Source organism: Pseudomonas sp. SED1 (assembly GCF_034044025.1).
Lineage (GTDB): Bacteria > Pseudomonadota > Gammaproteobacteria > Pseudomonadales > Pseudomonadaceae > Aquipseudomonas.
The window spans coordinates 17,868-31,344 of the sequence record NZ_JAXCIS010000101.1 but is presented as its reverse complement, the minus strand read 5'-3'; the positions used below and the strand labels follow the sequence as shown (position 1 = coordinate 31,344).

Here is a 13,477-nt window from a genome sequence, read left to right as displayed (position 1 = left end):
CATTGTCAGGTAAATCGGGTTACTTACCGCCAATAATCTGCTTCACCAACAGTGCATGACCGGCTTCATCATCCGCCCGGGAAATGGCCTGCACCACCAACTGGTGGCTGCCGGAGCCCGTGAGGAAGGTGGAGCTCAGCGTCTTGCCTCCGCCCATGGTTGCGGTGCTGTCGACCTGGCGCAGGGCCAGGCCCTTGACGGTGAGTTTCTTCTCGGCGCCTTTCTTGAAGTCCGGCAGGGCCGCGCTTTGTTCCTTGACGAAGTCCGCCACGGCGCCGTCGAGGAACTGCGGGTCGTTGTCCTTGATCAGGCCGGCGACACTCGGTTTCTCGACCACAAAAATCACGCTTTTGGTGGCCTGGTCGCTGTACATCGTGCCGCTGGCGCCCGCCGTGCCGTGTTCGGCATCACCGGCCGGCAACGGGTCGGCCAGGTAGGACTTGGGCAGGTTGAAGCTGAACTTGCCGTCCAGGGTAGAGATGGTCTGGGTGGCGGTTTTCTGCGCCGCAGGCTTGCTGGCGGCGAGGACTTGGCTGGCGCCGAAGCCGGCGGCCAGTGCGAGGGCCAAGAGGGCTGCGGTCTTGCTGAGGGTGGCCATGAAGCTCTCCAGGGATGAACGAAATTGCGCCGTATTCTGTCAGAATTTTCGCAAGATCGTTCATCTCCATCCTTACACCTTGTCGGACTCCTCCTCGAGTCGGTCCATCTCAAACAGCCGCGCCAATTCCGTCCGGGCTTCCTGGGCCGACTGCATCACCTTGGCCGCGTCGTCATACACCGCGTGCTGGGCGGCCAGCAGTTGCAGGTCATGGTTTTTGAAACGGTTGATGCGCGCATCGGCCTGGGCTTGGGTCAAGCCAAGGCCTACCAGGGTGCGGCGGCTCATTTCCAGGCTGGAGTAAAACGTTTCGCGCACCGGTGATGCGTCGAGGTCCACCAGGCGATGCACGTGTTGGCGGTTACGGGCGCGGGCGATGATCTTCATGTGCGGGTAGAGGCTGCGCACCAGCTCGGCGGTCTTGATGTTGATTTCGGGGTCGTCCATGGCGATCACGAAGAATTCAGCCTGGTCGACTTTCGCCGCGTGGAGGATTTCCGGGCGCTGGGGGTCGCCGTAGAACACCGGCATGCCGCCGAAACTGCGGGTCAGCTCGATGGTTTCCACCGAGGTGTCGAGGGCGATAAACGAGATGTTTTGCGCCCGCAGGATCCGCGCCACGATCTGCCCCATACGGCCCATCCCGGCGATCACCACCCGGGGGGCATCGCTTTCGATGGCGCGGTATTCCTCGGGCACTTCCACCGGCTTGACCTTGGGCTTGAACAGTTTCGGGCAGAGCAACAGCAGCAACGGGGTCACGGCCATCGATAGGGTAATGGTCAGCACCAGGATGTCGTAGAGGTGCGGCTCGAACAGGCCCTGGTCGCGGCCGATCTTGAACACCACGAAGGCAAATTCACCGCCGGCCGCCAGCACCACGCCCAGGCGTAGCGCGCTTTCACGGTTCAGGTCACCGGCCAGGCGGCCTACGCAAAACAGCAGCGGCAACTTGATGGCGATCAGCAGCAAAGTCAGGCCCAGCACGATCACCGGCGCACTGAACAACAGGCTGATATTGGCGCCCATGCCCACGCTGATAAAGAACAGGCCCAGCAGCAGGCCCTTGAACGGTTCGATCTGCGATTCGAGTTCGTGTCGGTATTCGGAGTCTGCCAGCAGCAGCCCGGCGAGGAAGGCGCCGAGGGCCATGGACACGCCCACCAACTCCATCAGCCATGCCGTGCCAATTACCACCAGCAACGCGGTAGCGGTGGACACTTCCCGCAGGCCGGTCTTGGCCACGATGCGAAACACCGGCCGCAGCAGATAGCGTCCGCCGATAATCACCACGGCGATGCTGCCCAGTACTTCCAGGCCGTGCTGCAAGCCTTGGGAGGTGGTGGCGGGGTGATCGCTGCCGGCGAGCAGCGGCACCATGGCGATCAGCGGGATGGCCGCGATGTCCTGGAACAACAGGATCGCAAAGGCCAGGCGCCCGTGGGGCTGATTAAGCTCCTTGCGCTCGGCCAGGCTTTGCAGGCCAAACGCGGTGGAGGAGAGTGCCAGGCCAAGGCCCAGCACAATCGCACTGTTCCATGACTGGCCAAACGCAAACAGCGCTACCACGCCGATCACCGTACCCGTCAGCAATACCTGCGCCAGGCCGACGCCAAACACCGCCTTGCGCATCACCCACAAACGCTTCGGTGACAACTCCAGGCCGATGATGAACAGCAGCAACACCACCCCAAGTTCGGAAAACTGGCTGACGCTTTGCGGGTTGCCCACCAGGCCCAGCACCGAAGGGCCGATGATCACGCCGGCCAGCAAGTAACCCAACACGGCGCCCAGTTGCAGGCGCTTGGCCAAGGGCACGGTCAGTACGGCGGCGAACAGGAATACAACCGCCGCTTGTAACAGGTTGCCTTCATGGGGCATTGGGGACTCCAGGATCGTTTTGCTGAATCAACAGGTTTTACTGTAGGAGCGAGCTTGCTCGCGAAAGTCATTAACGATGACGCTGACTGGCGTGAATACACGCGGTGCCTTAGCGCTTTTCGCGAGCAAGCTCGCTCCTACAGGGGTAACACAGCGCGTTATTAGAGCGCTTTTTTACATTGTGAAATCTGAATTTTTGCGCGGCTCAGAGCGTTCAGCTCCGCGTTCATTGGATGTCGTCCGGGTCCTGCGCGGCACTCGCGAAAGTATTAATACCATTTATTTCAATGAGTTTTATGCACGCGGCTAACGTTGTGACGAACAGGATCAGTTGTTATCACGGTCAGGTGTTTCGACGTCGATGCGTGTTTGGATCTAATTTTGGGCTTCTACGCATTCATGGATGAAAGGCTTTGACCACAAGGAGTTTCACGTGGAAAGAAGACTTGCTACTGCCGCCATACCTCGTATTTCTCCTCTTAATCTTGCTATTCGCCTCGGTATTGCCGGCCTGGTTCTAGGCCTGGCGAGCCCGCAGGCGATGGCGGCTTGTACGCCGGCAAGTCCGGCGGCGGGTGGCACGGTCACGTGCAGTGGAGTGCCTTCGCTGCCGTTGTTCTTGAACACGTTCTCCAGTGCAGTGAATGATCTGACCGTCAACGTGGGCTCCGCTGCCCAACTGAACGCGACGCTGGGTGGCCAGGTGCTGAACCTGACGGGCAATAACATCACGTTGAACAACGCGGGCCTTATCGACCCGGCATTGCTCGGGCTGGTCACTGCCTTGAGTGGCGGTGTGGTGCTGGGTAACGCGGGGGCGAGTGTGGTGAACGTCACGAACGCCGCCACCGGGATCATCCGAGGTACTGCGGACCTGCTGGGTGTCAATCTTGCCAGTCTCAATGGTATGGCGCTGAACCTGCAAAACGGCGCCGGCGGCAGCACCAATATTGTGAACAATGGCACCATCGGTTCCACCGCATTGCTCAACCTGTCGCTGTTTGCCGCGGATGCGCCAGTGGTCGCGATTCGCGGGGGCTCGCAAGTCAACGTGATCAACGCCGGCACAATCAACGGGCGGATGGCCTTTGAAAGTTCCTCCACGGGTAATACCTTCGTCAACTCCGGTACGATTTCCGGCGGCGTCTCCATGGGGGCGGGCAGTACCAACACCTTCACCGCCATCACCGGTTCGACTATCTCCGCTGGTGGCGGTATAGGGCTTTCGTTGGGTGGCCTGATTGGTGTCAACCTGACCTTTGCTCCTACCGGCCAGGTTGACGGAGGCGCAGGTGGCGTCAACTCGCTGATCCTGCAAAACCCCATTGGCATCGGCGGCGGTACCAGCGGTGTTGGTGTGGCGTCGAGTGCCAGCTACGTCAACTTCAACAACCTGACGGTCAACAGCGGTACCTGGACCCTGCAAGGGCCGCTGGTGAGTGGCAGCACCACCCTCAACGGCGGTATCGCGCAATTCAACAACAACCAGGCATTCGGTAGCGGCGTACTGACCTCCAATGGTGGCGCCCTGCAGGCGAGCACCGGCGGTTTGAGTCTGAGCAACCTGATCAACCTCGGGGCGAGCGGCTTGACCCTGCAAGGTACCAACGCCATCACCCTGGGTAACGTGGTCTCGGGCTCGGGCGGCCTGACCAAGAACGGCACCGGGCAGTTGGTCATCAATGGCGCCAACAGTTACCTGGGCAACACCACCCTCAATGGCGGTTCCGTACAACTGGGCAATAACCTGGCCTTCAGTGCCGGCACCGTGACCATCGGTGGTTCGACGGTGCTCCAGGCGCCCGGCACCATCACACTGAACAACGCACTTGTGCTTAACAGTGCCGTCGGCACCAGCGGCGTCGGCAGCCTCACGCTGGCCGGTAACGTCAGCGGCGCCGGCGGGATCTCCAAGAATGGCAGTGGCAGCCTGACACTTAGCGCGGCCAACGCCGGCTACACCGGGAGCACCGACTTGAATGCCGGCACCTTGATCGTCGGCAGCGGCAGCTCCCTGGGTTCCGGATCCTTGAACGTAAATGCCGCCGCCAGCCTGGGCAACACCGGGGCGGCGACGCTGGCCAATAACGTTGCGGTCAACGGCAATTTGACCTTGCTTGGCACTAATGCGCTGACCCTCGGCGGTGTGATATCGGGCCCCGCCGGGCTGATCAAGAATGGCGCGGCCACCCTGACGCTGACCGGCAACAACACTCAAGCCGGGAACACCCAGCTCAACGCCGGCACGCTGTTGGTGGGCAGCAACACTGCACTGGGCACCGGCATCCTGAGCACGGCGGCAGGCACCACCCTCGATGCCACCACGGCGGTAACCCTGGCCAACGCGGTGACCCTGGCGGCCGATTTGACCATCGGCGGCACGCAGGCGCTGGGCCTGAGTGGTGTGGTCAGTGGTACGGGCGGGCTGATCAAGGACGGTGTGGCAGCGTTGACCCTTGGTGGCGCCAATACCTACACCGGCAACACCACCCTTAACGCCGGTTCGCTGATCGTCGGCTCCAATACGGCGCTGGGGGTGGGCGGCATTTTGAACACGGCGGACGGCACCACGCTGGACGCGAGCACCACCGTTGCCCTGACCAACGACATTGGCATAAACGGCAACCTGAACCTTGGCGGGAGCGCTGGCCTGACCCTTGGTGGCGTCGTCTCCGGCAGCGGCGGCCTGACCAAAAATGGCGCGGCCAACCTGGTCCTCAACGGTGCCAACACCTTCCTCAACGGCGTAACGCTTAACGCGGGCACGCTGACCGCCGGTAATAACGCAGCCTTGGGCGCCGGTAACCTGACCGTCGCGGGCGCGGCCTCGCTGGACAGCAGTGCCAACGTGACGCTGACCAACAACGTCGCAGTGAACGCCGACCTCAGCGTGGCGGGCAGCAACGCCCTGACCCTGGGTGGCGTGCTCAGCGGCAGCAACCAACTGATCAAGAACGGCGCGGCCAACCTGACCCTCAACGGCGTCAACACCTATCTGGGTGGCACGACGCTCAACGCCGGCAGCCTGACCCTTGGTAATGGCGCGGCACTGGGCACCGGCGCATTGACCGTGGGCGGTGCCAGCACCCTCAACAGCGCCGGCGCGCTGACCTTGGGTAATGCGATCAACCTCAATGCCAACCTGACCGCCGGCGGGGCCAACCCGCTGACCCTCGGAGGCGTTATCGCCGGCGCGGGTGGCCTGATCAAGACCGGTGCCTCACTCCTGACCCTCAACGGCAGCAACACCTACACCGGCACCACCGCGCTGAATGCCGGGACCTTGATTGTCGGCTCCAATACCGCGTTGGGCTCTGGCACGCTGAACGCGTCCAACGGCACCACACTGGACGCCAGCACCGCCGCCTCTCTGGGCAATTCCGTCAACCTCGGTGGCAGTCTGACCCTCGCTGGCAGCAACGCGCTGACCCTCGGCGGCAACGTCAACGGCATCGGAGGCTTGATCAAGAACGGCGCGGCCGACCTGACCCTCAACGGCAGCAATAACTACCTGGGCAACACGACGCTCAACACCGGCAAGATTATCCTCGGTGCCAACAACGCCTTGGGCAGCGGCGTATTGACCACGGCCGCCAACACTAGCCTGGACGCCAGCACTGCCGTCAGCCTGAATAACCAGATCGGCATGACCGGCCCGCTGACGATTGGCGGTAACGCAGACCTGACCTTGGGCGGCGTGATCAGCGGCAACGGCAACCTGGTGAAAAACGGTGCGGCCAACCTGATTCTCAACGGTACCAACACGTTTATCGATGGCACCTCGCTGAATGCCGGTACCTTGACCGTCGGCAGTAATGCGGCCCTCGGCACCGGCGATTTGACGGTGGGTGGCGCAGCGACCCTGGACAGTAATGCCGCAGTGGCGCTGACCAACGGAATTGCCCTCAATGCCGACCTCACCGTCGGCGGCACTCAAGGCCTGACACTGGGCGGCCTTATCGGGGGCACCGGTCAGTTGATCAAGAACGGCGCGGCCAACCTGACCCTCAACGGCATCAACACCTACAGCGGCGGCAGCACCCTCAACGCCGGTACCCTGACGCTGGGCAATGGCGCGGCGCTGGGCAGCGGTAACCTGACCGTGGGTGGTACATCGACGCTGGACAATAGCGCGGCGCTGACCCTGGGCAATGGGATAACCCTCAACGCTGATTTGAATGTGGCTGGCAATAACAACCTGGCGCTGGGCGGCGTGATCAGCGGCGCTGGCGCCCTGAACAAAAATGGTCTGGCGGACCTGACGCTCAGCGGTACCAACACCTTTACCGGCGCCTTGAATGTCCTGTCCGGCAGCGTCACCACCGCCAGCGCAGGTGCGCTGGGCAATACTTCCGGTGCGAATGTCAGTGCCGGTGCGTCGCTGATCATGGGCAGCGATGCCAGCCTGGCGACCCTCGCTGGCAGCGGTGACGTGCAAGTCAGCGGGAGCAACACGTTGTCGGTGGGCGGTCTCAACGCCAGCAGCACCTTCGACGGTGGGCTGAGCGGCACCGGCGTCCTGGCCAAGGTCGGCACTGGCACCCTCAACCTCACCGGCATCAATGGCCTCACCGGCGACACCAACGTCAACGGCGGCACCCTGAACCTCAGCGGCTCGTTGGGCAGTGCCAATGTCAACGTCAATACCGGCGCGACCTTCACCGGCACCGGCTCGGTACTGGGGGCGCTGAACGTCAACAACGGCGGCCACCTGGCCTTGAGCAGCGGCAATACGCTGTCGGCCGGTTCGCTGGTGATGGCCGGCAGCGGCAACCTGGACGTGGCGCTTGGCGCACCGTCCACCACCTCGTTGCTCAACGTCGGCGGCAACCTGACCCTCGATGGCAACCTGAACGTCACCGATGCTGGCGGATTCGGCGTCGGGGTGTATCGCTTGATCAACTACACCGGCGCGCTGACCGACCTGGGCCTGAATGTCACCGGCGTGCCGGTGGGCTTCGGCCTCGGCGACCTGGTGGTGCAAACCTCGGTGGGCAATCAGGTGAACGTGCTGGTGGCGGCGCCGAATGCCAATATCCGCTTCTGGGACGGCAGCCAGACCATCGCCAACGGCGTGGTGGACGGCGGCACCGGCAACTGGACGGCTGGCGGCACCAACTGGACCTCGGTCAACGGCCTGGTCAACCAGCCATGGGCCGCTGACTTCGGCGTATTCCAGGGTGCGGCGGGCACCGTCACGATAGTGGGCGGGCAATCGTTCACCGGGCTGCAATTCGTCACCGATGGCTACAACCTGGTGAGCGGCGCGGCGGGGCAATTGACGGCGGTGAACGGCACCGGCGGCAACACCGCGATTCGTGTCGATCCGGGTTCCACCGCGACCATCGGCGTGGGCATCGACGGCAGCGGCACCCTGGCCAAACTCGACAGCGGCACCCTCGTGCTGAATGGCGCCAACAGCTACACCGGTGGCACCGAGCTTCAGGGCGGGACATTAGTGGTGGGCAGCAACATGGCCCTTGGCAGCGGACAACTGAGCACTTCGTCCGGCACCACGCTGGACAGCAACACGGCCGTGACCCTGGGCAACGGGGTCAGCCTGCTCGGCAACCTGACGGTCGGCGGCAGCAATGCACTGACCCTCAATGGCGTGATTGGCGGTGTGGGCGGGCTGGTCAAGAACGGCGCGGCCAACCTCACCCTGGGAGGCAATAACGCCTTCCTCGGCCCGGTTGCGCTGAACGCCGGCGGGCTGATCCTGGCGTCGAATTCGGCACTGGGCAGCGCCACACTCAATGCCGCCAACGGCACCACGCTGGATGCGGCCACTGCAGTGAGCGTGAACAACGCGATCAACCTGGCCGGTAACCTCGGGATCGGCGGCACGGCCGACCTGACCCTGGGTGGCGCCCTCAACGGCGCCGGCAGCCTGACCAAAAACGGCGCGGCCAACCTGATCCTGAATGGCACCAACGGCTTCCTCGGCGGGATTAACTTGACCGCCGGGACGCTCACGGCGGGGAACGCTTCGGCGCTGGGCCTGGGTAACCTGACGGTGGCAGGCGCCTCGAACCTGGACAGCAACACGGCATTGAGCCTGGGCAATAACATCGTTCTGAATGCCAACCTGGGCGTCACCGGCAGCAATGACCTGACCCTCGGCGGCGTGATCAACGGCGCAGGCGGCGTGAGTAAAAACGGCAGCGCCAACCTGACGCTCAATGGCACCAACACCTACACCGGCGGCACCACACTGAACGCCGGCACCCTGACCCTCGGCGGTGCAGCGGCGCTCGGCTCAGGCACCTTGACGGTGGCGGGGCCTTCGATGCTGGACAACAGCTCGGCGCTGGTGCTGGCCAACAACGTCACGGTCAACGACAACCTGAATCTGGCCGGCACCAATAACCTGACCCTGGGCGGCGTGCTGGATGGCGCTGGCACCCTGACCAAAAATGGCGCAGCCGACTTGACCCTCGGCGGCAACAACACTTTCAGCGGCAACTTCAATGTACTCGGCGGTAGCCTGACCACCACCAGTGCCACGGCGCTCGGCAACAACGCCGGCTTGACCCTCGGCGCCGGTACCCAGCTCAACCTCGGCGCTTCTGCGAGCCTTGGCAGCCTGACCGGCAACGGCACGGCACTGATCGGCGCAGGCAATACCCTCAGCCTGGGCGGCGGCAACCAGAGCGGTACCTTTGACGGGGTACTCGACGGTGCCGGGCAACTGAACAAACTTGGCACCGGCACCTTGACCCTCAGTGGCATCAACACCCTGGCCGGCGACACCAGCGTCAACGGTGGCACCCTGAACGTCAGCGGCTCCCTGGCCAGCGGCAATGTCGCGGTCAACAGCGGTGCGACGCTCACGGGCACCGGCAGCCTTGGCGGCGCCGTCACCGTGGCCGATGGCGGGCACCTGACAGGCTCGACCGGCAGTACCTTGTCGGTGGGCTCGCTGGTGTTGTCGGGCAACTCCAACCTGGATGTCGGGTTGGGTACACCGGTCGTCGGCGGCGGTAATGCGCTGATCAATGTCGGCGGTAACCTGACCCTCGACGGTAACCTCAACGTCAGCGATATCGGCGGCTTTGGCAGTGGTGTGTATCGCATCATCAACTACACCGGCGGCCTGACCGATAACGGTCTGGTGGTCGGCGCGGTGCCCGGCAGCGTGACGCCCGGGGATCTGCAAGTGCAGACGGCAGTCGGCAATCAGGTCAACCTGCTGGTGACGGCGCCCAACACCACCGTGCAGTTCTGGGATGGCAGCCAACTGGTGGGCGACGGCACCATCAACGGCGGCAGCGGCAACTGGGGCACTGGCACCACCAACTGGACCAGTGTGGACGGTACCGTCAACCAGGCCTGGGGCAACAGTTTCGCGGTGTTCCAGGGCACAGCGGGCACGGTCACGGTCAATGGAACGCAAAGCATCACCGGCCTGCAGTTCGCCACCGACGGCTACAGCCTGGTGGACGGCACGGCGGGCGCGTTGAACCTGGTCAATGGCGGCACGGGGAATGCGGCGATTCGTGTCGACCCTAACAACACTGCCACCATCGGCGTGGCCATCAACGGCGCCGGCACGCTGGGCAAATACGACACCGGCACCCTGGTACTCAATGGCACCAATGGCTATACCGGCGGCACTGCTCTCAACGGCGGCAAGCTGGTGGTGGGCAATGACAGCGCACTCGGCACCGGCGTATTGACGACGGCCAACGGAACAGCGCTGGACAGCAACACGGCGGTCAGCCTGGCTAACGCGGTGGTACTCAATGGCGCCTTGAATGTCGCCGGGTCCAACGCCTTGACCCTGGGCGGTGTGGTCAGCGGCAGCGGTAGCCTGGTCAAGAACGGTGCGGCCAGCCTGACCCTCAATGGCAACAACACCTACAGCGGCGGGACGCAGTTGGCGGCAGGCATGCTGATCCTCGGCAATAACAATGCCCTCGGCAGTGGCGCCCTGGGTGTTACCGGCAATTCAGTGCTCGACAGCACGGCGGCGTTGCAGCTCAACAACGGGATCAACCTCGGTGCACAACTGGGCCTCGCGGGCACGCAAGACACCACCCTCGGTGGCGTCATCAGTGGCACCGGCAGCCTGGTGAAAAACGGCAATGGCTCACTGCTGCTGACGGGTGCCAACACCTACAGCGGCGGCACCACATTGAACGGCGGCATCACCTCGGGTGACACCAGCAGCCTGCAGGGCGCGATCGCCAACAATGCGACCCTGACCTTCGAACAGGCGGCGGATGGCACCTACACCGGCAACCTCACCGGCGCCGGCGTGCTGAACAAAAATGGTACCGGCGACCTGCTGCTCAGTGGCAACAACACCTTTACCGGCGATACCAACGTCAACGCCGGCGGCCTGTTGGTCAATGGCACGTTGAACAGCGCCAATGTGCTGGTGGACAGTGGCGCCTCCCTGGGCGGTTCGGGACAACTGGCGGGCACCGTCACCCTGGCGAACGGCTCGACCCTGACCGCAGGCACCGGCGGCAACCCGTTGTCGGTGGGCGGCCTCAACCTGTCCTCGGGAACCAACCTGGACTTCAGCCTCGGCGCGCCGGGCGCTTCTACCTCGGTGGTGAATGTGGCCGGCAACCTGACCCTGGACGGCACGCTGAACGTCACCGACGCCGGCGGCTTCGGCACCGGGGTTTACCAACTGTTCCGCTACGGCGGCAGCCTGACCGACAACGGCCTGGCTTACGGCACGCTGCCTTCGGGCATCCTTCCGGGCGCACTGACCTTGCAAACCGCGCTGGCCAATCAGGTCAACCTGCTGGTGCAAACCACCCCGGGGCAAGTCCAGTTCTGGAACGGCGGCACCACCAACCCTGACGGCACGATCACCGGCGGTAGCGGTACGTGGGGCCCAGGCACCAACTGGACCGATCCGAACGGCACCCAGGGCCAGGCGTCGACTAACCAGTTCGCAGTGTTTGGCGGGCAGGGCGGGACCGTGACGGTGCTCGGCAATCAAGGCTTTACCGGCCTGCAATTCCTTGATCCGGGCTACTCGCTGGTGGCCGGCGCAGGCGGCACTCTGAGCCCGACCAATGCGCCGGACGGCAGCTTGGCCGCAGCACGGGTTAACGCTGGCGTGACCACGCAGATCGATGCGCCGCTGGTGGGCACAGGCGGTATCAACAAACTGGATGCGGGCACCCTGATACTGACGGGGGCCAATACCTACACCGGCGGCACCACCGTCAGTGGCGGGACCTTGGCCGGTAACACCACCAGCCTGCGGGGCAATATCTTCAACAACGCACGGTTGCTGTTCACGCAACTGAGCAGCGGCCGATTCAACGGAGTGCTGAGCGGTACCGGTGCGTTGGTCAAGCAGGGCGCGGGTACGCTGCTGCTGACCGGCAACCAGCCGTTCAGCGGCACGGTGGCGGTGGATCAGGGTGTATTGCAAGTCGGCGACGCGGCCAATCCGAATGCTGTACTCGGCGGGCAGGTCACAGTGGCCAATGGTGCCGGGCTGACGGGCAATGGCAGTGTTGGCTCGCTGGTCAACCACGGTTCGGTGACGCCTGACAGTGGCAAGCTGAGCGTCGCCGGCAACTTCACCAACGCCGCCGATGGCGCGCTGAACCTGGTCATCACCCCGTCCGCCGCCGGCGCCCTGGCGGTTGGCGGCACGGCGGACCTGGCGGGCACGCTGAATGTGGTCAATCTGGCACCGTATGCCGGGCCGACTACCTACACCTTGTTGACCGCCGACGGCGGGGTCACGGGTACGTTCGCTACCACCAACCTTGAGAACCTGGCGTTCCTCAATACCGCGCTCAGTTACAGCCCGAACCAGGTTGCGCTGGCGGTCAGCCGCAATAACGTCAGCTACGCCAGCGTGGCGGCCACCGGCAATCAGCGGGCGGTAGCCGCAGCACTGGGCAGTGGCGCAGCAGTGGGCGGTGCGGTGGTGCAAAACGCACTGCTTAACGGCAGTGTCGCCGAGGCTCGCGCCGCGTTCGACAACCTGTCGGGGGAAATCCACGCCAGTACCGCCAGCGCCTTGCTCGAAGACTCGCGTTACATCCGTGACGCGGTCAATGAGCGCCTGCGCCAACCTGGTTGCTACCGCCAGGACGATCCACGCAGCAGCCTGGCACCGAGCGAAAACCAGTTGAGCAGCGCAGGTTGCCATGGCGAAATGGTCGGTTGGGCACGTGTGCTGGGCACCTGGGGGCATATGGGCGGCGACAGCAACACCGCCAGCCTGGACCGCAACCTCAGTGGCTTCCTGCTGGGTACCGACAAACAACTGGATGACGCCTGGCGCGCCGGTGTTGCCGCCGGCTACACCCGCAGCGACCTCGACGCCAAGCACCGCAACTCCAGCGCCGACGTCGACAGCTATCACCTGATGGCCTACACCGCGTATCAGCAGGAAGCCTTCGCCGCACGGATGGGCGTGGCCTACAGCTGGCACGACATCGAGAGCAAGCGCGATGTGGCGGTGGGGGGTGTCGGTCAACGCCTGAAGGCCGATTACAAGGCTCGCAGCGCGCAAGTCTTCGGTGAAGTCGGCTACACCATTCAAACCGGCAGCGTCGCACTGGAACCGTTCGCTGGCCTGGCCTACGTCAACTACGACAGCGACACCATCAAGGAGAAAGGCGGCTCGGCAGCCCTGCGCGGTGATGCTGATCAGGACATTACCTTCTCTACCCTGGGCCTGCGTGCCGGCCAGACCATCACCTTGGGCAACGGCTCGAAAATCACCCCGCGGGGCAGCATCGGCTGGCGTCATGCCTTCGGTGATACCAAGCCGGATGCCGACCTGAGCTTTATCAACGGCGGTGGAACTTCATTCAGCACCCAAGGCGTGCCGATTGCCAAAGACAGCGCCGTGCTGGAAGCCGGCATCGACTATCAGATCAGCCCCAACGGCAAGCTGGGCCTGGGTTACTCCGGCCAGGTCTCGCGCAACGACAAGGACCATGCGATGACCCTCAGTTTCTCCCTCGGTTTCTGATCAAGGCCGAGTCTCTTCAACCGCCCGAAAGG

General features: G+C 63.8%; 3 protein-coding genes. 1 reads left to right on the top strand and 2 read right to left on the bottom strand.

The window, feature by feature from the left end:
* Nucleotides 1-19: 19 nt before the first annotated feature.
* On the bottom strand, nt 20-598 hold the full coding sequence (locus SNL23_RS13245) for a hypothetical protein (RefSeq protein WP_003208079.1): 579 nt from the start codon (nt 596-598) through the stop codon (nt 20-22).
* Nucleotides 599-670: 72 nt separating this feature from the next.
* A complete protein-coding gene (locus SNL23_RS13240) occupies nt 671-2,479 on the bottom strand; it encodes a monovalent cation:proton antiporter-2 (CPA2) family protein (RefSeq protein WP_076016283.1) in 1,809 nt (602 codons plus the stop codon).
* 433 nt (nt 2,480-2,912) lie between these two features.
* On the opposite strand from SNL23_RS13240, the gene SNL23_RS13235 reads away from it, so the two are divergent.
* Nucleotides 2,913-13,445: an autotransporter-associated beta strand repeat-containing protein gene (locus SNL23_RS13235; protein ID WP_412104203.1), complete on the top strand. Its 10,533-nt coding sequence runs from the start codon at nt 2,913-2,915 to the stop codon at nt 13,443-13,445.
* Nucleotides 13,446-13,477 lie beyond the last annotated feature (32 nt).